Raw genomic sequence first — 25,370 nt, 5'->3', positions numbered from 1 at the left:
AAGTATTAGGTATTTATTTTTTTTATCAAAAAAAAGTGTACCTTTGCACCCATTAAAAATCACAGATGGAATCTATAAGAAACATTGCAATTATTGCCCACGTCGATCACGGTAAAACAACTTTGGTTGATAAAATTATGTATCACTGTCAGTTATTTCGTGACAACGAAAACACAGGTGATCTAATCCTTGATAACAACGACTTAGAGCGCGAAAGAGGTATTACCATTACTTCCAAGAATGTTTCTGTTCAGTATAAAGGAACAAAAATTAACATTATTGATACTCCTGGTCACGCCGATTTTGGTGGTGAGGTAGAACGAGTATTAAACATGGCTGATGGAGTTTGTCTACTAGTAGATGCTTTTGAAGGACCAATGCCACAAACGCGATTTGTATTGCAAAAAGCGCTTGATCTTGGTTTGAAACCATGTGTTGTTATAAATAAAGTTGATAAAGAAAACTGTACTCCTGAAGAAGTACATGAGAAAGTTTTTGACTTAATGTTTGAATTAGGAGCTACTGAAGAGCAGTTGGATTTTCCAACAGTTTATGGTTCTGCTAAGAATAACTGGATGTCTGACCATTGGGAAAACGTAACTGATAATGTTGAAGCATTATTAGATATGGTTATTGAAAATGTACCAGCACCTAAAGTTTCTGAAGGAACTCCACAGATGTTAATTACATCTTTAGACTTTTCTGCTTTTACGGGTCGTATCGCTATTGGACGTCTTGAAAGAGGTGTCTTAAAAGAAGGAATGCCAATTTCTTTAGTAAAAAGAGATGGTACTGTTTCTAAATCAAGAATTAAAGAATTACATACTTTTGAAGGACTTGGTCGTAAAAAAGTAACAGAAGTAATTGCTGGAGATATTTGCGCTATTATTGGTGTTGAAGGTTTTGAAATTGGGGATACTATTGCTGATTTTGAAAACCCTGAAGCATTAGCGTCTATTGCTATTGACGAGCCTACAATGAGTATGTTGTTTACAATTAATGACTCTCCTTTCTTTGGTAAAGAGGGTAAATTTGTAACTTCACGTCATATTAGAGACCGTTTGACAAAAGAATTAGAAAAAAACTTAGCAATGAAATTGGGTGAAACTGATTCAGCTGATAAGTTCATGGTTTTTGGTCGTGGTGTACTTCATTTATCTGTTCTTATTGAAACAATGAGAAGAGAAGGGTATGAGTTGCAAATTGGTCAGCCACAAGTTATCATCAAAGAAATTGATGGTAAAAAATGTGAGCCTATCGAGGAATTAACTATCGACTTACCAGAATCACTTTCAGGTAGAGCAGTTGAATTTGTTACTATGCGTAAAGGTGAGATGCTTTCTATGGAAACTAAAGGGGAGCGTATGATTGTAAAATTCAATATTCCATCACGTGGAATTATTGGATTACGTAATCAATTACTTACTGCTACAGCTGGTGAGGCTATTATGGCACACCGATTCATAGGGTATGAACCTTACAAAGGTGAAATTGCTGGACGTAATAAAGGTTCGTTAATTTCTATGGAAAAAGGAAAAGCTATTCCTTATTCTATCGATAAGTTACAAGATCGTGGTAAGTTTTTTGTTGAACCAAATGCTGAAATCTACGAAGGTCAAGTAATTGGAGAAAACTCTCGTGGTGATGATATGTGTGTAAACGTAACTAAAGAGAAAAAACAATCTAACGTACGTTCTTCTGGGAATGATGAAAAAGCGAGAATTATCCCGCCAATCATTTTCTCTCTTGAAGAAGCATTAGAATACATTCAAAAAGATGAATATGTAGAGTGTACTCCAAAATCTATTCGTTTAAGAAAAATTTATTTGACAGAAACTGATAGAAAAAGATTTAAAATCTAATTTTATTATTATATAAAATAAAAGCCATTCGTAAGAATGGCTTTTTTTATGTCTTTACTTTTATTTCAGTCTTTATATGGTTTGTGTTTAGTTACCTTTTTAAACTAAAATGGCCTTTCGCTTTTCTACCATCTTCGAGTTCAATACTAAACCAATAATCATCTGAAGGAAGTGGGCCTCCGTTGTAATTTCCATCCCAACCAGGACTTGAGGGATTTAATTGCTTTAACAGCTTTCCATATCTGTCAAATATAAATATTTTTGCATTTTTATAAACACTCCCATTTAGTCCTTTTAAATTCCAGTTGTCATTTGCCCCATCTCCATTAGGTGTAAAGAAAGGTGCAGCTTCTAATACGGCAAAATTTCTTTTTACAAGGCCACATCCATTTATGTTTTCAATTATCAATTCATGAAATCCACCAGGTATATTTTTAAAATTTGGATTATCCTGAAATACTGTAGATAATCCATTTTCAAAATGAATCATATATCTATAGTCTTCTGGATTTGTAAGTTCAATTGTAACTTGATTAATTGGAGCTAAATCTTGTACATCGATATTTTGTATTTTTGCCAAATATGACATTATTACACTGCAGGTCCTAGTTTCGCTGCAACCAGATTTATTCTTTACAATAACTTTATAGTCCCCTTCTTTAGTTACTGTAATCGAAGGAGTCGTTTCTCCAGTTGACCATAAAAAAGTATAATCACTTGATAAAGCTTGTGGACCTAAACCAGAATTGATTGTAATAGATGGGTTTTCGCTTTCACAAAGAAAGCTTTTTTCAAAAGTGTTTATTTTTGGTGTTGGCTCTACAATTAAATCAAATTGTCCCGTTCCATAACATCCTTCTTTGTTCTCAGCTCTAATAAATATAGTTTTTGAATTTGAAGAATATTCTTTTTCAAGTTCATTGGTGCTTAATGACGCATCTTGTTCAGTAGGGTAAAAAAACAAAAGAATATCTGGCGTTAACCCCAGCTCGTTCCTAATTGCGTCTTTTTTTTCTTCTAAATTAAATACGCCTATTCCATCTCCCTTGTCACATTCATGCAAAGGTTCTGGAAGTATAGAATTGTTTTTATTTGCATGTAAAATTACTGTGCCAATTCTGTAACAAGATGAATTAGGTTGTGTTACTTTAAGGTATATATATTCGTCAGGAATAGTGTTTCTGTAGATAGGGTTGATAGAATTTAGATTGTCGACATCATTTTCTGCATCATTGATAGTGTGATAATAAAATACATCATATTCTTTATTTCCGAAGGTGATTTTATCATTTGCAGCTTCCAAATTAAAAGTAGCAAGACCATCTAAAGGATTTGAATCTTGTGTATCACATTGAACAAGTGTATAGGGATCCGTTGAAATAATGGGACTTTCATATATTGTAATGGTCTTTTCAATAGGCTCTCTATTTTCGCCATTTATAGTTTTTATTAATGTTACTTTATAATCACCGGGGTTTTTGTAAATATGATAAGCATCAATAGCATTTGATGTTGTACCATCCCCAAAATCCCATTGCACGGAGTCAATTTTTTCAATAGTGTTTAAAAAGAAATGAGTTGAATCTCCTAAGCAGTTAAATTCATATTCAAAAGTATATAGAAATAAGGAAGTAATAAATGGGGGTAATCCTAACTGTGATATTCCTCCATTTAAGCTAATAGCATTTTGTAGAAAATTACAACTTGTTCCATTTAATTCTGGATTGTTTATTACGGACATTTTATCAATATATCCTCCGCCATTGGGGTAACCAACACGGTATATTTTTTCATCAATGGCTAATTGTAGCGCTCCCGCTACATAATTCGAATTATTAACAATTGTATTTGTAGATGGAATGTTTGGATTTTTTAAATCAAATTGAATTAAATTACTTCCCAAAGACATTCTTCCGGTTTGATCAAATAAGTTTACGGTAACATATAGTTTTTTTGATTTTGCCGAGAATTCAACTCCATAAGGATTGGCATTATTTAATAATGTAATACCATTACTAATTTTACCTGTTCCTGCATCAAAGTCGTATAATAAAACATTTCCTGTATTTCTCCTTACCTCTCCTTTTGGACCCAAGTCATTGGTAAGTCTTATCGCCGTATTTGCCATGGCAATTTTTTTTCCATTAGGAGAAAATTTTAAGTAACCAATAGCATTAGAGATATAGCCACTGGTGGGAACATCTAGAGGAGTAGTTGTTTGAATGGGTTTTTGATTTAGCCCTTGAGTACTAATTTTAAAGGAGTAGAAAGTGTTTTTAAAATGTGTGACTACCCATATTGAAATACCATCTAAATGTTGAACTGCAGTAATTTTTTCAGAACATTTAAATTTTACATCTTCTGCATCATTTGGATTGTAGGTAATAAGATGTATGTTTTTTTCAGTACTTATGATGTCACCCAGTCCATTATTTAATCTTAAATCTACTACTGAATAGTTTAAACCATCATTTGGAGGATCTTCATCATTTGTTAAATCATCATCCACATTATCGGGATTAGGTTGGTCTACTGTGAAAATATAATAGATATTAGGATTTTTTGGTTTGGGAACAATTATTGCCGATTGAGTACTGGATTTATGACCAAGAAGTCCATAACCATTTGGCATTACTTGATGTGTTTTGTCGTATACAATTGAGCCGTCAGTATAAAATAATATGTTTCCATTTTTATCTGATATACTAGCGCAGCCTTCATTTGTGACCAATTTTCCATTATTTAATGCAACTGGACTTCCTGAGTTAAAGTCTAATCCAGCATTACCTCCAAAGTACCATATTGCAGCTTCTTTTTGTGCAAATAAAGGAGTTATTAATAATGAAAAAACCAAAACAAAAAAAATATTTATTTTCATGACCTATCTGAATATATCAAATGTACTAATTTTCAGAATTATAACAGAATTATAACAAAACAATTAAAATTTAATATTTAAAATAATTGAGCTTCTTATCTTTTGATACTAAAATGTCCTTTTACCTCTCTACTGTCTTCTAGTTTTATTGTATACCAGTAATCATCGGCAGGTAATGGTAGTCCATTAAAAGTTCCATCCCAACCTATACTATTGGGATTTAATTGTTTGAGAAGTTTTCCATAACGATCAAAGATGTAAATTATTGATTTTGAATTGAGATTAGTATTTACGCCTTTTAAATTCCAATAGTCGTTAAATCCATCGCCATTAGGTGTGAAAAATTTGGGAACCCCTATAACAGCAATCGTTTTTTGGATGATGCCACATCCATTGGTGTCATTTATAAATACTTCGTGAATCCCTGCTGAAACATTGTCAAAGAAATTAGAGGACTGGAAGGGGCCAGAAATGGCATCTAAACTATATTCATAATTCCCTTGTCCAGTAGCGTTCACTGTAATAGTATTGTTTTCAACTAAGTCTAAAACTAATATTGTTTCAATATGTGCTACATCAGAAGCAGTTACATTAATGGTCCTAATTCTGCTACAACCTGAGGCATTAGTAACCGTAACTGAATAATTTCCTGTTGCATTCACATCTAATGTATATGCCGTATTTTCTGCTAGAACTTGATTGTCCTTCGACCAAACATAAGTGTAGTTTTCTGTTGGCGAACTATCATGAACTCCAGCATTTAATTTTACAAAAAAGGAAGCGAGATTCGAACACACTAATGCATCATCGGTATGATCCTCATTTGTATTTATATTAGGTTTTGCATTTACTTTAAGTTTTATATGTGGTCCAAGCCCATAACAAGAGTTGTCTAATGTACTTTCTACTCGGACCCAAATTTCTTGGAAGTAAGGTGAATTTGTATTTCTGTAAGTAGTTGTGTTCGTTATTTCATTTAATTCAGATAAAGCATCCAATTCATTGTTGTAATATTTTATAGCATATAATGTACTTGGGGAAGGTAGAATTGCTTTAATATCTAAAGTGGTGGAACTAAAATCAAATGTACTTACCCCATCCATATCATCATGAGTGGAATCTATATAGTCGTCACAAGTTTCATAGGTGCGACTAAAAGTTGTTGGAATTTGTGTTGATGACACAACTAAATTTAACTGAGATATACTAAAACATCCATTTGCATTTTCTACTCGGGTCCAAATAGTATTTGTTTTACTTTTGTAATTAATAGGATTAACAATTTGAACGAATTGATTTTTTGCTTTTGCTCCATCAAAAGTGGTATAATACGTGAAAATTTCTTTGGATGAATTAGTAGAAATGGAACTATTTTGTTCAGTAATATTAAAAGTTGAAAAACCATCTAAATCATCATCACATTGTATTAATTCAATAGGTGTTACCACTATTGGTAGGGGGTAAACAGTAAGAATTGCTGCGTTAGAAATAAGTCCACAGGAATTTCCAACTTTACTTAAAAGTACTCTATAGTGATAACCATTCATATTATTAGTTACGCTTTTTATTATTATTTGATCTGTAGTTACTCCTGCATAAGTTGGACCATTAACAATATCATTCCAAGCAGTTCCATCTATTGATACCTGCCATTGATAGGCAGTTACGGCATTAGTTTGGATAGTAAATGAAGTTGCTTGTAATTCGCATTCTGATTGACTTTTGGGTTGTTCAGTGATACTAATAGGTGCTGCTACGAGGTAATTACTGTTAGGGAGCATATAACCATTAATTCGGCTAGTAACGATTCCAAAAGCATTAATTGTAACTGGATTATTTCCTAAAACGCCGTCATTATTGTTATCTGTAAAACCTGCTTCAGTAACATCAAAACAAGAATCATTATCACTGTCTAAATCTATATAATTAAAGCTACCGTCATTATCCGTATCTTCAATAGGTTTTTTTAAAATGCCACTGTCGGGAGTTGTTTCAAGATTGTCATAAAGGCCATTATTTCCAAAAGAGGAAGGAGGTCCATCAATTATTCCATCATTATTCGTGTCCGGAGCGCTACTTCCAGATTCAACCAAATCATAAATTCCATCATTATCACTATCTAAGTCGATGATATCGTATTTTTTTATAATAGAATCAAAGAGATCATTATCAGTGTTGATTTTGTTTATTCCTGGTTCAAAGGCATTATCTAATCCATTATTGTTGTCATCAATTCCGGAATAAATTTTAAATCCTTTTCCTTGTGCTTCAATAGTATCAGGAATTCCATCATTGTCACTATCTAAATCTAATAAATCTGGAATTCCATCTGAATCCGTATCATAGGTTTCAGTATGAGTAATCATAAATATCGCTTTATTTATGTTGGTTTCGGATAAATTATTATGAATTAAAGTAATTGAATTTGTAAGGTAGGTCGAAAATGTAAAGCTGCCAGTTCCAGGAAGCAATGGAGTAGTGCTCTTTAATCTAAATCTTATTTCAAATGAGGAAAATGTAGTATTGCCACTTTCGTAAATGCCGTCGAAGTTAGTGTCTACTAATAATTGATTTTGAGGATCACTCAAAGTAATAGTCTTGTCCGAAGGCACGCGTAATATAAAATCACCCTCAGAATTTAAATACTCAGAAATAGCTGTCGCTTGCGACGGACTATCTTGTGTAATATAATTTATTGAAAGGCTTTGAGGCGTCGTTAAATTAATGGTATAAGATGTGTTATTTGCTTTTCCAGCAGGAACTTCTGATACAAAACCATAAATAGGTTTGCCTATTATTGTACCATTGCCACTGATTACAGCATTAAAATCGGTGCTAGTAGTTGGATTAGATTGGTTAATAAGAGAGACGTAAGCTTCATCACTATTCAATATCCCGTCGTTATCAAGATCAATATCAATGTTGTTATTTACCGTGTCATTATCAGTATCTAACGGACAGTCACTAACTGGAATTTTATCTGATTCTAAAGTTGTACCACAACTAGCAATTGTTGCTTTAACATGGTAATATCCAGGTTCTTTTGGAAATAATACGTTTGTAGTTGCACTAGGAATTGCTACATTGTTATAATACCATTGGAAAGTATCAAAACCTGTAATTTCGCTTACGAAAAGACGCGTATTTGAGACACAACCAGTCTGGGCAATATTTATTTTGTCAAAAGTTATTTGTGGTTTAAAAGTAAATCCAGAATAAAAACCGCCATAAGTCGCCGCTCCATCTGAACCGTAGGAAGCAAGATATAATTGTCCCGAAGAATAAGCAGATACGTTACCAGAAAGTCCCGTTATCGTATAGGTTTCATAATTTGAATTTCCTGTGACTAATTTTGGTCCATCCACTGTAGCAGGTAAATCAGATAGCGAGAACGGTGTTCCATTGATTGCAAATGTTAGTGTTGCATTTTTCTCGGTAACGATTGTTACACGACCCGTAAATGTTCTGGAACCTATCTGGTTTAGATTAGGAATATTGTCAATTAACTTTGGAGTTTCACAACTTAATGGAGGGACGAAAAATAATTCTTGATTGGCTTGGTCGCTTCTAGAATTATCGCCAACACTTTGATAGATAAAAGTGTTTTTTGAAGTTCTAATATACAAATTACCAGCTACACTATAATTTGATCCATTCAAAGCAATGTATTCGCCAGCATTTAAAACTTTCGATGGACTTAAATTATCATTTAAATATATTTCGGTATTGTCTTCATTTGCGACAATAAGAACTCTTTCGACTAAATTTTGTCCTGTACTCTTTATTAATATATAATCCTTACCAGTTCTTTCCGCAGAAACAATCTGATCAAAACCTAAGTCGACATTTTGAAGTATATCACCATTTGTTCCAGCGTAAGATCCACAATTTACTGCAATAGGTTTATCTGAACTCACTAGTGAACCTATTAAGCCATCTCTGTTGGCATTGTTAGGTCCTTTAACAGCCAAAACATAACTTTCGCCACTATTTAGTGTAATATTTGCGGGAGTTGCTCCACCACCATTATTTATTAAAGAAACGCCTGTTTTAATTCCGCTAAATTTTATTAGTGTATTGTTCTCTGTAGCTAAGATTGATATGAAAGTAAGATGATTTACACTTAGACTACTAATATCTGTGTTTGTAAACGCACCAATCCGAAACTGAGTTCCTAAAGCGGCTAATCCTTTGGAAACTAATGCTCCTGCCTGATTACCATTTCCGGCTATTACCCTAACGGTTACATATACAACGTCCTCGGCTTCTATAACATATCCTTTGTTGTTTAAAACAGTACTTATTAAACTTTCTTTTACGTGAAGTTGAGTGTCATTTCCATAACCAACATTAAAAATATAGGGGCTACTTTGTGATACAATTCCTGTTACTATTGTTCCTCCTAGTTGAATTATTTTGAAATTTATAGGTGTAGTACTTGGAGTTGAGATATAAATATATTGCTCTTCGGCAGCAACATTACTTGAACCACTTAAAGGTGGTATGTAGTGGGTTTTGCTAAATTGTGCAAAACAGTTTATGGATAAGAATAAAAAGAAAAGAGCAGTTATCTTTTTCATTTGCTAAAAATATAAAAAAGATATTATCTTTTTAACGAAAAATGCCCTTTAATCATTTTCCCATCGGCAAAGGTTAATTGAAACCAATAATCGTCTGCAGGTAATTCGTACCCATTGAAAGTACCATTCCATCCTGTACTTTTTGACCCCAACTCTTTTAATAATTTACCATAACGATCAAATATTGTCAAAGTAGATTTTGATAATAAATCAAGATTTTTAATGTTCCATAAATCATTAAATCCATCCCCATTAGGAGTGAAATAACGAGGATAATCTAAAACATATAGGAGAAATGGATTTGATAAACCACATCCGTTTTTGTCACGTGCATAGGCTAAATAATTACCAGAAGCTATTCCATTAAAAATGGGGTTATCTTGAAAATAAGACCCATCTAATGAAAACTCATAATTTCCTGTACCAGTATATTCCAGTTCAACTGAATTTTCATTCCCTGCAAAATCATTTATTGTTGCTCCAGTTATTGTTGCTATACCAGAGGCTGTGATGTGGAAGTTCTTTGTTGCCTCACAACCATTTGTATCTGTAACGACTACTGAATAATCTCCTGCCGTATTGACCAAAATAGAATTTGAAGTTGCGCCTGTATTCCATAAATAACTGGAATATATGTTGTTTACAGCTATAGTAAGAGCACTTCCTTCGCATAAAGGAATGTTTTCATCTTCAAAGTTTGGAGGATTAAATGTATTTATAAAAAGTGTAATTTGAGTAATCGCATAACAATCAGATCCGTTAAGTACTCTTACAAATAGAGTTTGTTGGTAGGGAATCGTATTTTTGAATAAGAAAGGTAATTCGTTTTTTTCAAGATATGCATCTGTTGGGTTTGAATAAAAAGTAACAAAAATATTATTTCCTATACCTGAAAATTGACCAGAAGTAGCTACAGCCATTAAATCAAATTGATGTATTCCATCACTGACTCCATCATCATCACAAACTGTTACTGGATCTAGTGGAGCTATAGTTTTATTCGAAATGGATAGTGTCAATTCTGCGGAGTTAGAACAGCCATAATTGTCCGAAACTTTGGCAATTACAATTTGATTATTTGCTTTGTTCGTATAATTAGTTGGATTTATAATTTGATTTTGATTGTTTTGAGCATCAAAACTATTTTCGTAAAAAAACATTTGTTTTAGATTACTATTATTGTTTTTTATGATTGCTTCAGCTTTTGTTAAATTAAAAATGGCTATTCCATCTCCATTTTCATCACATTGAAATAAAGAGGTATTTTTTAATACAATTTCGGGTGTGTATTCAACTTTTAGTTCACTTGTAGCTATACATATTGTAGGACTTAAAATGACTTCGACTTTGTAGGTTCCTGCATCTTTAACGGTATAAGAAGGGCTAATTTCTCCTATTAATAAGACATTGTTTTTATACCATTTATATATATAACTGGCAGGAAGTTTAGTGTCAATTACATAATTTTCACCAAAACAAATTCCATTATTAGTTGCTAATAACCGATCGGCTCCTAATTCTACTTTGGTTGTAAAACTTCCTGCTTGTAGAAAAACTGCCGAATCATAATACTCAAATTCATCATCAGCAAGTACTAATTTAATATGATATGAATTTCCCGCAACAACATTAGTTTGTGCATTTAATACAACCGTTTGTCCACTATAATTAATAGGGCTTGTATTTGCTGGGCTTGTATTTATTTGTCCAAAATAAGATTCGTTTTTTGCTGCACAGCCTGATGTACTTCCAGTAGTATTAGTAAAACTGATAGTAGGATGAACATTTTCAGAGGAAACAGGAGTAATGTTATCGGGTAAAACAGCTAAATTTTTATAAACACCTGTTGGTCCATTTTCTTTAATTAAAAAAGCAAAACCATCTGAAAACCGACAAGGGAAATCATCTTGATATTCATTTGAAGCAAAAATATAATTGAAATTAACAAAATTGGTTAAGGGCGTAAAATCAAATTCTAATACTGTTGCATTTATGGACTTAATTCCTAAGGCTTGATCTAAATCGGTATCTCCTTTCCAAGACGAACTTCCGCCACCTTGATTTCGTATAAAGGGACCAACTGAATTAGTGCTACTCCAAGTACTTAATAATACTCCTTCGGTAAAAGGAAAGTTACTTGTTACTGAATTAAAATAACTATAACTATTTTTTATTCCAGAAAAAGTATCCCCAGTTACACTAGGATTAGAGGTGTTAGCGCAAGGACTTTTATTTGTTAATAAATCAACCAAGTTTTGTGCTGTGTAGCTATCATTTACAGTAATATATTGAGCCTTTCCTATTGTAGTGCAAAAGGAAAAAAGGATACAAAGTGAAATTGTTTTTAAACATCTCATAGCCTTGTAAAGGTACTACAAATCTCTGTTTTTTAATAATCTATAAGATAATAACATAAAAAGTAATGACCAAGTTAGTACAATTAGTATAGCGCTAAAGTGTACACTATAATCTATTGTGCTATTAACTCCAATTTGCGTCCCAATATTTTTTATGACCGATAGCCTTCTAAAGGGCATAACAATTAAATTAGACATAGATTCTAAAGGGAAAAATTGTGTTATAGAATCGGCGGTATCACTATCTGGAAATATTTTAAAAGTTAAAATTCCTTTCGTAATCCATTCCCCTATTGTCCAAACTAAAAGAAAACCTAATGCAAAAGCGGAGCGTTTAACGAGTATCCCCAAAAACAAACAAAAGGAGAAAAACCCAACTAATTTCACGAAAAATGCCACTAGATATTCTAAATCACTAAATACGATACTTATTTCTGTATAAGATGAAAAGCTGTACCCTAATAATAAACTCATCAAGAAAACAAAAACAGTTGAAACCAATGCAAATAGAAGTACAGTCAAGAATTTAGAAATGATTAATTCTTTTTTACTCATTCCGTCAATCAAGTTTTGTTTTAACGTACCATAGCTGTATTCATTTGCCATCATTGAAACAATAACAATGGCTAAAAAGAATTTTAACCAAGCAGCTATATAGGTATTGAAATGCCATATAATTGGAAAGTTAAAAATCCCCATTTCGGCAAGATCTAACTTAAAAAATCCAATATCAAATTTTATTGATGCTATTAATGCAATAAAGGAAAGAAGAATGAAATAAGTAAGTGTAAGTATTCTACTGGCTTTATTCATCCAGATTTTTTGTAATTCTATAGATAGTAATCGTTTCATAGCGGCTAGTTTAATGTTGTTGGTGTAACTGTACTGGTCAATTCTAAAAACTGTTCTTCAAGGCTATTTTTACGTTTTACCAAATGACTTAAACTAATGTTTTTTTCAAAAAGGAATTTGTTTAATTCAGCCGCTTCTAATGCATTTTTTAAATAAACAAAAACTTTTCCCTCTTCTGTTTTTACACTTTCTACAGCTGGATGTGTTTTTAAAATAGCAATTAAATTGGCGTTGTCATCAGCTTGTAGCTCAAAGAATCCTTCATTTGCAGTCATGCCATCAACAGAACCAGAATATAAAACAGTTCCTTTTCTTAAGACCAATACATGGGTACATACTTTTTCGACTTCATCGAGTAAATGAGAAGCAAGTAATATAGTTGTTCCTTGAGCAGCGATTTGCTTGATAATATCTCTAATTTGGTGAATTCCTTGTGGATCTAATCCATTGGTAGGTTCATCAAGAATAAGGATTTCTGGATCATTCAGTAGGGCAGAAGCAATGGCTAGGCGCTGTTTCATTCCTAAAGAAAAAGTACTGAACTTACTATTTTTTCTTTCATCTAAACCTACTAATTCTAGTTTTTCCTGAATTTTAGTATAGTTGATATTCTTAATTTTACAAACTAGTTTTAGATTTTCTTCCGCCGTCATGTAAGGATAAAAGTTAGGTCTTTCAATAATAGCCCCTACTTTTTTCAAAGCTTCATGAGTTTCCATTTTACCATCAAACCAAAAGTATTCTCCGGATGTTTTATTTACAACATTCAAAACAATTCCCAATGTTGTGGATTTTCCACTTCCGTTAGGACCTAAAATACCGTAGACATGTCCTTTTTTAATTTCAAAAGAGACATCTTTCAAGGCTTGTAAACTGCCGTAGCGTTTATTGAGATTTTTAATCGAAAGAATAGTTTCCAAAATGTTCGTTTTTTAGTTTTTAATAGGACGAACAAAGTATGAAATTGTTACTATTATATTTCAAATTATGAATTAAATTAATTTTGAGGCTTCTTCTAATTTTTTTGCGTTGATAGGTTTCATAATATAGCTTTTTACCATATCATATTTTTTTGCCATTTCAATATCTGAAGGATCAATGGAAGAGGTAACAATAAAAATTGAAATATCTTTTTTTATTGGTAAAAGGATAAATTCGTCCAAAAATTGCCAACCATCTAGTATTGGCATATTTAAATCAAGTAAGATAACATCAGGCAAATTATCAGGATCTGTAGCGTTTTTTTTTAAGTTTTCTAATGCAACTTGGGGGTTAAAAAACGGAATAATCTCTTCACAAAAATGATTTTTTGTAATTAACATACTCATTAATTTTATAGATAATTTATCATCATCAATAATATAAGTAATTTTATTTTTCATTTAAGTGAATTTTAAAAGTTGACCCAACACCTTCTTCACTTTCTACTTCAATTTTACCTTTCATCGCTTCTAATTGGTTTTTGGTAATAAAGAGTCCAATACCTCTTGCGTCATCATTGCCATGAAAAGTTTTGTACATTCCAAATAATTTATGACCGTTTTTATTTAGATTTATTCCTAATCCATTGTCTTTAAAGCTTATTATGGTATAATGTTCATTAATTTCGTAACCTATTTCTAAAGTAGCTTTTCTTTTCGTGGATTTGTATTTGATAGCATTTGTAAATAAATTAAGTAGAATGCTGTCCAGATAGGCAGGAATTACACTTACAACAAGGTTGTCAGGAATAGAATGTGTTATTTCTATGCAACTTTCAACGATTGATTGACTTAATGCCATCTTTACTTTTTCTATTTCATCTTTTAAACAAATGTGTTTTTTATCAATATTTGTGTTTTTTTGAATGGTTATGATTTCGTTTAAATACTCAATCGTTTCGGATAATTTATCAGTTCCTTCTTTAAACATTTCTATATAAGACAATTTTTCATCAGTATCATCCGCACTTTCCATAACATCTAAAATCATAGATAAATTACTGGCATGCGAGCGGATATTGTGTGAAACGATATGAGCAAAATTAAAAAGTTTGTCATTTTGATCATTGGTAACATCTAATATTCTTCGGAGTTCTAGTTCTTTTTCTTTAGCTACGGTAACGTCTCTACCTACACAAATAAATTTGGTGCAATTTCCTAGATTGTCAAAAACAGGTGTTGTACTTGACTCATACCAAAATTTTTCTTTTTGTTTGTTATAATTAAGGATTGTGGTTTTTATATTTTTTTTAAAATGAAGGGCATCATTAATGTTACTAATAGTTTGTAAATCGGTTTCCGGACCATTTAAAAAGGCACGAGGTTTTTTACCAATGATTTCATTTAGAGAAAAACCAGTCAATTTTAGAAAAGCATTGTTTGCCCATACAGTCTCACCTTCTGGATTTGCAATTATAATTGCATCAGATGTTTCGGATGCTACTAGAGATAGCATGTTAAGGTTGTCTTCTACATTTTTACGTTCACTTATATCTCTAAAAAAACAAACTAAAAAAGTACGATTGCCGACGATGAATTTTTTTCCTGATGCGACTTCAACTGGGATTATAGCACCCAAGTTTGTCTTTATAAAAGTCTCATTTACAAAGTAGTTGTCTTTATCTTTATTATTGGCTAGAAACAATCGGATTTCAATTCTTTTCTCAATTGGGAACAACTTTGAGTTGTGTATACCTAGTAATTCAGATGATTTATATCCCGTAAGCTCATAAGCTCTCGAATTACAATCCGTAATTATTCCAGTAGAATAATCAATAATAATTATGGCATCATTAGCACTGGAAAAAATAGAAGAAAATTTCTTAACGTTTAATTCAAGTTCATTAATTAAATTTTGCTCTTTTGTAATATCTTGAAAAGTACCTAATAGTCTAATTACTTTATTGTTTTTCAATTCCGTCCGACAAATACATTCAACATATTTTATGTTATTTTTTGCTGTGGTAATTTGAAATTTATCATTAAATGAGATACCATCGCTAATTGCTTTTTCTATTAAAGCTACAATTCTTTCTCTGTTTTCACCGGGGCTATAAAATTTAATTCCGTCACCATTTATCGGTTGAAAGTCTTCAGGGACTTCAAGAATACATTTTGTAATGGAATCCCAATATACAGAATTGGTCTCTAAATTCGATTCCCAGATACCAATTTTTGCAGATTCGGCTGCCTTGATATAAATATCATGCTTATTCGTCATAGTAGGTTTTAAGATAATGGTATATTATGTCTTGGGGACTTTCAAATTTAAAATAAATTATTCTCTGAATCGTTTTTTTTGTATTTAATATTTTATTTTTTGAAGTTAAAAAATGTTTATTTTCTAATTGCTTGATAATCAGAAATATTTTTTAGCTGGTTAAAATATTTTTTTTAGTAGATTAAATATTGCATGAATTAACTGATACTGATGCATTCCGCTTTTTTAAAACTAAGAAGTTTATCTTTTATTGCCAATACGGATCAAATTAATGTAAATTTGCATTAAATTTTATCCAAATGAGCGAAGGCGAAATTCTATTTAAAAAACCAACTTATCCTGTAAATAAACCGTTATTTGACTATTTAGAGCGTTTTGACCGTATTTCAAAAGTTCAAATTTGTTATGATGATTTACTGCGTTTTTCTGGTTCAATAAATGTGTATGATAAGCAGGACCAGGACACTTTATGGGCACGTGTTTTTTATAATGAATTTGAAAGAAATGAAATAGACTTGAATTTGAAAAAAATCTATTCTCTTTTGCACTCAGATGGAAACAATGATATTATAAAATTTTTAAATGTAGATGCAATTGATTTTTGCACTTTTGGAAATTCTAAACCTTTTAGGATAAAAGTCAGAAATATTTTAAATGATAATTATGTACATTTTTACATTAAAAAAGCAGATGCTTCCCGTATATATGGACTGGAATTGGAACATATATTATCACCTGATAAAATAAATTTTTTAGTATACGATGATACTTTAATTGAAGAGCATATTATTGGGATTCCAGGTGATGTATTCATTGAAACACTATTAAATGACTGTACGGAGACTGAAAAATCTCAAATTGCAAAAGAATTTGTAAAATTTAATGAACGTTGTATGATTCGCCTTTTGGGTGACATGAGAGCGTATAATTATGTAATCATCCCAATTCATGATTTTGATCAAGTAGTGTATAGAATTCGTCCTATCGATTTTGATCAACAATGTTATGAGGGTAATTTTAAAATTTATCGTCCCCAATTCTTTAAGGAAAACTATCCGATGGTAAAATTGGTTAAAGAAAAACTGCAAGAAAGTTCAATTGAGCAATATAAAAATGAAGAACGTGCAGCCTTAGCCAAAAGAATTCTTTCGGCAGAAACACGTATCAAAAGAATATTGAAAATTATGGGGAACGATATGATTGCCCCAGACGAACATGTACAACAATTAAAATTGGACCTTTATAAATACACCAACGACTTGAATTTTAAAAATGCAAAACGAATGGGTAATGTATTGAGTGCTGCATTCAAATTTGTTACAAGGAACTTTAAAAATGCCAACTTATTTAAACCTGGTTTCTAGTTTGTTTTTTTGATTATCTTCTTTTTTATTTATGTGATATCGGTATAATTTATGAAAAATTATTTTTTGTTTTTTTCGGTCGGTTTCTTTTTATTTTCATGTCAACAAGATTCAGGTTTACTATCTCCCCTTTATAAATTACCGGACAATTTAAAGGAGGTTTCTGGTATTAGTTACGCACCAGAAAATCATTTAGTTTGGGTAATTGAAGATAGTGGCAATAAGAATAAAATCTATGCTTTAGATCAAAAAGGGAATGTTGCGAATAGTCTAACAATAAAGAAGACAAAAAATATTGATTGGGAAGAGATTACTAAAGATGGAGATGGGAACTTATATATAGGTGATTTTGGGAACAATGAGAATGTCAGAAAGGATTTATGCATTTATAAAATTGCAAAAGCAGCATTAGATAATAAGACAACTGCACCCATTTATAAAGTGTCTTTTTCTTATCCAGAACAAAATGAATTTCCTCCAAAAAAGAAAGAATTACTTTTTGATGTTGAAAGTTTTTTTGAACTAAAGGGTAATTTTTATTTGTTTACTAAAAACAGAAGTAAGGGATTTGATGGTACTACATTATTGTATCGAATCCCAAATAAAGAAGGATTCCATCAAGCGAAGTTATTAGGTAAATATAAAACAGGGAATGATTTTGATAACTATGCAATAACAAGTGCAGCTATTAGTCCAGATCAATCAAAAGTAGTCTTGTTGAGTCATAGCAGAATTTGGTTATTTGAGAATTTTAAAGAGGACGATTTTTTCTCGGGAAAAATGTGTGAATTTAATTTAAAGCATAATTCTCAAAAAGAAGGGATTTGTTTTAAAGATAATGATAAATTACTAATTGTCGACGAAAAAACAAAGGGTAATGGGGGAATGGTTTATGAAGTTTCCATAAATAACCTTAAACTAAAATCCAAACCCTAATCCAAAAGTGATTCGTCCTTCATCATCTGGGCTCTTAAAATAAGTAAGCCTAGCAGTGATTACATTTAAACCATTAAGCCATAAACCTCCACCAAAGGATTGATGCCACTTGTTTGATTTCTCTCCGTCTAACCAAACTCTTCCATAATCAAAACCTCCTAAAACACCATAAGTCATTGGAACAATACTTTCGCGTATTTTTCCAATATTCCATCTTAAATCACTACTTTGAAAAAAGGATTGCTTGCCTAAAAAGCGTTCATTTCTAAAACCTCTTAAATCATAATCACCGCCTAAAGTTGCACCTTGATGGAATTCAAAATTATTATTTAATACTGCTTTTCCTTTTAACAGTGTTGCTAAAACAAACTTACCATTAGAGTCAATTTTGTGATTAAAATTAAGTTTTGATTCAATTGTTGGAAAATTACGATTTAGATCACCTAGGTTTACTTTCCAGCTTCCTGAAATCGAGAAACCCATTCCAATGCTTGGTAATGAGAGGTTGTCGTAATTTTCATAACTATATTTTAATGAGGTTCCTGCAAATTGTTGATTTTCAAAAACGTTTGGGTTTACAGTATTTACAGTGGTTATAAAACGATTTACAGTCCTGTCAATTTCTATATTTTCAAAAATAGATTGAATAGTTATTGTACTACCATTAAGGCCTGCTTTTTTTAATTGTGGAGCCGCTTTAATAATTCGAATACGAACACGGTTGTAATCCATTCCTTCGATATCATCATTATTTAGTGTTTCGTTTCCATATCCAAAATAATTGATTGCAAAATTGGGACTTGTAAACTGTGTATCTAAATTAAAATCCCATGAACCAATAACTTTTGGCGCTGATAAATTATAAAGCAATTCAAAACCTTCAGTAGCAAAATAATAATTAGCTTTAAATATATGTTTTCTAGTGTATGGATTTTGCTTGAAACGATTAACGGTGTAGTTGACATTTATACCAAATTTTATTCCATCATCAGGGTTAAAGCCTATTATAGGATATCCTGAAAAGGCATTGTATTTTGGCTTTTTGTAATTATATAAGTTAGTTTCATAATTGTCGCTCAATTTTTTTTGAGTTTTAGAATCGATATTGAAAGTGTTGTTTTTAGAATCAAAATCTAAGATTTTAATTTTATCTCCGTTTTCTACGGTATAGGTATCGTTATTTTGACCACCAATTAGTCTAATTTTTGTTTTTGAATAATAATTCCCTTTTACTTCAAATTCATCATCATCATCTAACCCATAGATCCATATGTTTTTAGTTTTAGAACCATTATAACTAATGCTATGGATTAATTGTTCTCCTTCTTTTTTTAATCTATAAACAGAAACTTCAATATTGTTTTTTGAGATGTGATTGATGACAAATTTGTCTTTTTTATTGGTACCAACAATCAAAACTGTTTTTTGTAAAACGGTGGAATAATTAGAAGCATAATTAGCTAGTTTTGCTCTTCTAGATTTTAACTTTTCCTTAATTTCGGCAATTGTTTTATCCTGAACCTCTTTTGGTAAACTAGTAAAAGCATTATCAATCGCTTCATCTGTAAGGTTTTCTTGAATGTATCGTGCTTCTTTAATCCAATCTTTTTTTGTTGCCGTTTTTAAAAAAGCCAAGTCTAATTGATAGGCTTCACGATTAAACCACTTGACATTTTTTATATCATCTTTAAAACTTTGCATATGTCGCAATGCGGGAATATTCATTAAAATAGAAAGCAAAGCACCATCGTATTTTGAAAATGCTTGGTCTCTATCTCTAGGAATCGGTTTGTAAATTATTTTCCCATCCTCCTTATATTCGCCCCAACGCCATTGATCATAATGCCTGTCCCAATCTCCAATTAACATGTCAAATAAACGGGCTTTTATATATTCGTTTTCATCAATACTATATTTCTCGTCTTTTACTAGATTTTCTAATACTTCTTCGGTTCCTATTATATCCTTTGGAGTACCAAAACTTTTTAATTTTTTTTGACTTTCCGAAGGCCTTTCTTCAACTAAATACAATTCATCACCAAAATTGGTGTTAAATTCTTCCAAGCCATTTTGCTTTGGGATGTAAAATAATTTTGGATTAGTGTGAGATACCCCAATTTTATCTGCTAAAGCACCAACAGCTAAGGGAGTGTATGGATGTGCAGTGGTATAAAAATCATATAAAAAGTCTTCAGCAAATGTATTTTCAAATTCGTTTTCTACATATTGATCTTTAAATGCAACACTTTGCAAAAATCGGGAGACACTCTTTTTAACTGCACGCATTACATATTCCTTACCGTCTTTATCAACAAGTCGTAATGATTTTGATTGATGACCCCCACCTGCAATATCTGGTTTTAAACCTCCATACAAGGTATCTAGAATGGCAGTTTTGGCTTCTATAAGTACACCATAATAATTTCTATAATGTGTTCCTAAAAATAAATTATGTGCTTTACTTTTATGAATCATGTCTGGAGTATAAACAGCCGATTTTGTTGTTAGAGAAAATTTATTTGGATATTCTAAAACTACTTCGTTTTTGGGAAATAAGACAGTTTTCTCAAAAAGGAGCTTGTTTTTATTGTTTTCTTGACCAAAAAAGGAAACGATTGTTTTTCCATTACGATAGACTTTTAAAGTAGCAAAACCATTTTTACCGTAAGAGAAATCATTTTGATAGATCGCTCTGGCTGCTTCCGACTTTGATCCAGCACCGCTTATTATTTGTTTTATATTTTGATGATCAATGTATTGTAAATTATGATCGTGTCCAGAAACGACTATAACATTATCATGTCCTTGTAAAAGGGTTTTTATTCTTTTCGAAAAAGCGGTATATTGTTTGTTTTGAATGTCTTGAGGGCTTATTCCGGATGTTTTTCGAATAAAGTTAATTAAAGAGCCTATTACTGGAAGCGGGATTTTTTGTTCCAAGGGAAAAAGCTGTTTTTTTAATGAAAACTGACCGCCATGACTACCGTTGCTCATTAATGGATGGTGTAATGCGAGTATTACGGTTTTCTCTTTGTTCTTAGTTAATAAACTTTCCAGTTCCTCAAAAAAGGCTTCTCGAGATTTAATATCACAATCGTCATTTATTGTTGGAGTCTTGTCCCAGTCCTCCAAGAACCATTGACTATCAATTGTAATTAGTGTTGTGAAATCATTAATTTTTAAATCATCTATGGGACAACCTTTTCCTGGTAAAAATGATTTTTTATCATTTAAGTAATCAGTAACAATTTCTTCTTGACGCTTTAAACCATTTATTCCATTATACCAATCATGATTTCCAGGTATAAAAAGCGTTTTCCCTTTAAACTCTTTAGAAAGTGCTAACTGGTTTAATAGTTTGTTTTTTGCCAAATCATAACTGGATTTGTCTTCTTTATTTGGCATTCCTTTCGGGTAAATATTGTCTCCCAAAAAAAGTAACGTAGCATTTTTATCTGATTTTAGTAATGCTTCATTAAGTTGGTTTAGCGTTTTTTTTGAATTATCTTCGTCACTATTACCAGCGTCACCAATTAAAAAAAAAGTATGAGCAATTTTAGAAGTATCATCTGCGTTTGTTGTTAAACTAGCTGTAATTTTATTTCCATATTGTGCATGATGAGTTGCACAAGAATGCAATATGAATATTGATAAAAATAAGTATGCGGGTATTTTATATTTTATAAAATGATTATCTGAAAACAATTTCATAATTTAGTATTATAAAAATTTTTATGAATCTTATAGAACAAGCCGAAAATTTTGTAATTAAATTACTCAAAGATAGACTTTCTATTTCATTTACATATCATAATGTTAAGCACACAATGGATGTGGTTAAGGCGGTTGAAGTCCTTAGTGAGAAAGAGTCTTTAAGTCAATTAGATAGGGAAATAGTTTTAATAGCGGCTTGGTTTCATGATACAGGTTACATTCAAGGATGTGATCATCATGAGCTTTCTAGTGTAACGATAGCCACTGATTTCCTCAAAGAAAAAGACAAATCTACAGAATACATTGAAAAAGTGGCTAGTACAATTCAAGCTACTACATTCGATTATGCACCTAATACGGTTCTGGAAAAAATCATAAGAGATGCTGATTATTCTCATTTTGCGAGTCCTGATTATTTAAGTATTTGTGAATCGTTAAGAACGGAATGGGAAAATACACTGCAAAAATTCTATAATGATTTTGAATGGGATAGCGAGAATTATAGAATACTAACACAATGTCATCAATATTATACTGATTTTGCAATTGCTAATTGGACTCCGTTAAAGGAAAAAAACATACTCTTGGTTCAAGATAAAATAAAAAAAATAGAAGCCAAAATGGAAGAAATGCCTAAGAAAATAAAAAATAAAAAGAAAACGGAGAAAAACAAAAAAGCGGATCGTGGTGTTGACACTTTGTTTCGAATCACATTAAGTAATCACACGAGATTAAGTGGTATTGCTGACAGTAAAGCCAATATTCTACTTTCAGTAAATGCAATTATTATTTCTATTGCGCTTTCGTCAATTATTCCAAAATTAGATAGTGCAAATAACGCGCATTTGGTTATGCCAACATTTATTATGCTTATGTTTAGTGTGATTTCAATAATTTTTGCCATCCTATCTACACGCCCAAAAGTTACCAGTGGTATTTTTACGCGAAAAGACATTGAGGATAGAAAAGTAAATTTGTTGTTTTTTGGTAATTTTTATAAAATGCCTTTAGAAGAATATGAATGGGCTGTAAATGAAATGATGAAAGACAACGAATACTTATATAATTCTTTAATTAAAGATTTATATTATTTAGGCTTAGTACTTGAAAAAAAATATAGATTGTTAAGGATTACTTATAATATTTTTATGATCGGAATTATTATTTCGGTGATTGCATTTGTACTGGCTTTTTATTCTGTTAGAGCTTAATTTATTTCACTTAATAATTCCTGATAAGAATATTTATCATTAGAAGACTCTGTATTAACCACTTTTATTCGTAAAGCTTTTAAACCTGAAACGCCCTGTAGCTCTTCAATGTCAAATTGTTCTATAGTAGGTTCTAGAATTTTTTTGAATTGCAAAAATTTAATGTATTTCAAATATTCAGTTTCTTCATAGCTATGAGAATATACGATTGTTATTTTTTCTTTTTGAGTTATTCTTTCTTGCGTACCTTTAATATTTGCTTTGTCAATGCGTTTTTTTACTACTTCATAGCGGGCATTATATGTTCCATCTACGTCAAAACGTTTTTCGTCCATTCTAAATCGTATGGAAAGTGGGGAGCTAAATACTAAAATTAATGAAGTCACATCTAACTCATATGGTAAGGCTTTTTTTAATCGATGGTGTTCTAATTCCATTTTGCATAAAGTTTGTAATTGCCATAATCTCAGGTTGCTAAGATACATGATGTCAAAAGGTTGTGAAGGTGTGATAGAGGCTCCAATATATAAATTATGTTCTACTCCATCAGTTTTAAATCGTTCAAAATAATGAGGAAAAATGGTTTGAGCATCAAGTTGTTCCTTATCTAGAATGGAAGCCATTTTTTTATTGATAATGGACATTGCATCATCAAACTTTTTTCTAGAATGATAAAACAAAGCTGTTTTAGGATCTAATTCTTCAAAATATTCGTTAATTATTAATTGACACGTATTGTCAATCTTAGAGTTATTTAAAATAGGATGTATTTCTTTTTGAATATAGTTTTGAATTTGTTGCTCAGTATCTGCTTTTAATTCCTTTTCAAGTTCTTTAAAATAGGTTTGCATTTCAAATTTTCGTTGTTCCAATAATGTGAGTGAGCTATTAGATTTCAAGCTCTCAAAAATAGTTAACAATGTTTTTAATTGATTTTTAAGATCCTCTTTAACAGTGTCATTTCTATGCTGTGAAGAGCCTTTAATGTCTATTTGACCATATAAAGGATATACTTCTTTAAATACAATTTCTTTAAAGATATAGTCTTTATTTGGGCTATTCGTTTGGTAGTATTTTTCAGCTTCGTTCTTAAATTTCCAATATACACTGGAATGGATTGCAGTATATTCTCTTTGAATTACTGCCTCTATTTGGTTTTGTAAATCGACATTGTAGCGTTCCAAAGAATCAATTACATATGGCAGTAGAAGGTCTAAATTGTTAGCATTGATACTGTTAAGTTCTCTTGTTTTGGAAGATACTAGCTCTATAATACCAAGTAGTTTGCCGTTTTTTAAGACAGGAGCCAGAATACAACTTTTTATATTTTGTTTCAATAAATGGTTTCCTAAAGTCTCATTTCCTAAGATTGTAGAGAATTTTTCAACATTTGAAATTATAAATGGTTTTTTTTCATTTAAAAGAGTAATTTGAGAACATCCAAAAAAGGCTTTGTTACAATCGACCATTTCATCCTGTTCAAAAAGAATGTAACTTTTTATTTTGTTATTGAATGGCGGCTTTATGAATTTATCTTGTTTTTCATCATAAAAGATTAAACCTACTTTTAAATCGGGAATTTTAAAGATGGACCTAAATATAGTTTCAAAATTTTCTTGATTTCCGGCATCGGTTTCAGACTTTAATAAGTTACTTTTTAAATTAGAAATTGCACTTTCTGTGGTAGCATCAAAAAGAGTTACGATACCAAAACCCTTAAATATCCAACTTTCTATTGGAAATTTTTGTTTCCATAACGAGATGTCATCATAATTATCCATTAATTGATCAATATCTTCTGGGGTTAATGCAATTGATTTTTTAGTTGGAGTTATTTCTAAAAAATCAGCATTATAAAGAATACGATAATGTTTTAGTATGCCATTTGAATCAGGAATATCATAAAATAAAGGTTTATTGATTTCAAAGTGTTGTTGGTAAACCGTATTCAAGATGAGTATACAACTTACAATGTATAACTGATCCCCGTCAAGGTCTCTAATGGACATGTCAAAAGTACCGCCTGCCTCTTTTAGAATTTTACTAAATCTTTCCGAAAAATTAAAGGTCAAGTTTTGAAAGGGAATTGTAACCGCCTTGATTTCATTTTTTGTCAATGCAGTTGGAAATAAATCAGCCAGTAAGTATTTTATGAGTGTTTTATTATCCTCAATAATAGATATATCTTCAATACCAGTACTAAACTCAGGAATATGTTCAATTTCTTTTAATAGTGCTTTGGCATAATTGGAGCGATAATCAATTTCAGACAAAGCTATTTCCTCCAAAGATTCAATCAGTTTATGAAATGAAATTAAGGTTTTAAATGGACTTTCTTTGAAAAATTTAATGTTTCCCATAAAATATGATATAGGGTACAAATCTACAAAAAACTAAAATTAAAAGTACATTTTG

At 31.2% G+C, this 25,370-nt stretch carries 13 protein-coding genes; 4 read left to right on the top strand and 9 right to left on the bottom strand.

Translation table 11 applies throughout. The features are described from left to right. Positions 1-65 precede the first annotated feature (65 nt). Positions 66-1,862: a translational GTPase TypA gene (gene typA, locus AB3G39_RS13330; protein WP_367752001.1), complete on the top strand. Its 1,797-nt coding sequence runs from the start codon at positions 66-68 to the stop codon at positions 1,860-1,862. Between the two features lie 91 nt (positions 1,863-1,953). Here typA and AB3G39_RS13325 read toward each other — a convergent pair whose 3' ends face one another. The 7 genes from AB3G39_RS13325 to AB3G39_RS13295 all read right to left on the bottom strand — a co-directional run bounded on the left by AB3G39_RS13325 (position 1,954) and on the right by AB3G39_RS13295 (position 15,730). After that, entirely contained in the window at positions 1,954-4,740 is a 2,787-nt protein-coding gene (locus tag AB3G39_RS13325) for a T9SS type B sorting domain-containing protein (RefSeq protein ID WP_369753442.1), read from the bottom strand. Between the two features lie 95 nt (positions 4,741-4,835). Next, positions 4,836-9,320 (bottom strand): T9SS type B sorting domain-containing protein, encoded by a 4,485-nt coding sequence (locus AB3G39_RS13320; RefSeq protein ID WP_369765444.1) that lies wholly within the window; start codon positions 9,318-9,320, stop codon positions 4,836-4,838. A gap of 23 nt (positions 9,321-9,343) precedes the next feature. After that, entirely contained in the window at positions 9,344-11,677 is a 2,334-nt protein-coding gene (locus AB3G39_RS13315) for a choice-of-anchor L domain-containing protein (protein WP_369765443.1), read from the bottom strand. Between the two features lie 15 nt (positions 11,678-11,692). Further along, positions 11,693-12,529 carry an ABC transporter permease gene (locus tag AB3G39_RS13310; protein ID WP_367752008.1) on the bottom strand — a complete coding sequence of 279 codons (837 nt, stop codon included), beginning with the start codon at positions 12,527-12,529 and terminating at the stop codon, positions 11,693-11,695. Between the two features lie 5 nt (positions 12,530-12,534). After that, positions 12,535-13,449, bottom strand: a complete 915-nt coding sequence (locus AB3G39_RS13305; RefSeq protein ID WP_369765442.1) for an ABC transporter ATP-binding protein — start codon at positions 13,447-13,449, stop codon at positions 12,535-12,537. A 72-nt stretch (positions 13,450-13,521) separates the two neighbouring features. Beyond that, a complete protein-coding gene (locus AB3G39_RS13300; protein WP_367768508.1) occupies positions 13,522-13,911 on the bottom strand; it encodes a response regulator in 390 nt (129 codons plus the stop codon). After that, the gene (locus tag AB3G39_RS13295; RefSeq protein WP_367768510.1) at positions 13,901-15,730 is read right to left on the bottom strand and encodes a PAS domain S-box protein; all 1,830 of its coding nucleotides are present in this window, start codon (positions 15,728-15,730) and stop codon (positions 13,901-13,903) included. Before AB3G39_RS13295 ends, AB3G39_RS13300 begins: the two co-directional genes overlap by 11 nt. A 299-nt stretch (positions 15,731-16,029) precedes the next feature. Between AB3G39_RS13295 and AB3G39_RS13290 the strand changes: the two genes are divergently transcribed. After that, a complete protein-coding gene (locus tag AB3G39_RS13290) occupies positions 16,030-17,094 on the top strand; it encodes a hypothetical protein (RefSeq protein ID WP_367752016.1) in 1,065 nt (354 codons plus the stop codon). Positions 17,095-17,145: 51 nt separating this feature from the next. Beyond that, on the top strand, positions 17,146-18,030 hold the full coding sequence (locus AB3G39_RS13285) for an SdiA-regulated domain-containing protein (RefSeq protein WP_369765441.1): 885 nt from the start codon (positions 17,146-17,148) through the stop codon (positions 18,028-18,030). Here AB3G39_RS13285 and AB3G39_RS13280 read toward each other — a convergent pair. Beyond that, positions 18,013-21,741 (bottom strand): metallophosphoesterase, encoded by a 3,729-nt coding sequence (locus AB3G39_RS13280; protein ID WP_369765440.1) that lies wholly within the window; start codon positions 21,739-21,741, stop codon positions 18,013-18,015. The two genes, AB3G39_RS13285 and AB3G39_RS13280, sit on opposite strands and share 18 nt — an antisense overlap. A gap of 23 nt (positions 21,742-21,764) precedes the next feature. Between AB3G39_RS13280 and AB3G39_RS13275 the strand changes: the two genes are divergently transcribed. Then, positions 21,765-22,955 (top strand): Pycsar system effector family protein, encoded by a 1,191-nt coding sequence (locus AB3G39_RS13275; protein ID WP_367768518.1) that lies wholly within the window; start codon positions 21,765-21,767, stop codon positions 22,953-22,955. On the opposite strand, the gene AB3G39_RS13270 is transcribed toward AB3G39_RS13275, so the two are convergent. After that, on the bottom strand, positions 22,952-25,315 hold the full coding sequence (locus tag AB3G39_RS13270) for a GAF domain-containing protein (RefSeq protein WP_369769435.1): 2,364 nt from the start codon (positions 25,313-25,315) through the stop codon (positions 22,952-22,954). The genes AB3G39_RS13275 and AB3G39_RS13270 overlap by 4 nt on opposite strands. Positions 25,316-25,370 lie beyond the last annotated feature (55 nt).

It is taken from the genome of Flavobacterium sp. WC2416, assembly GCF_041200095.1.
In the GTDB taxonomy this organism is placed as follows: domain Bacteria; phylum Bacteroidota; class Bacteroidia; order Flavobacteriales; family Flavobacteriaceae; genus Flavobacterium.
The sequence above is the reverse complement of the archived record's forward strand: the minus strand, read 5'-3'. Positions and strand labels throughout refer to the sequence as shown.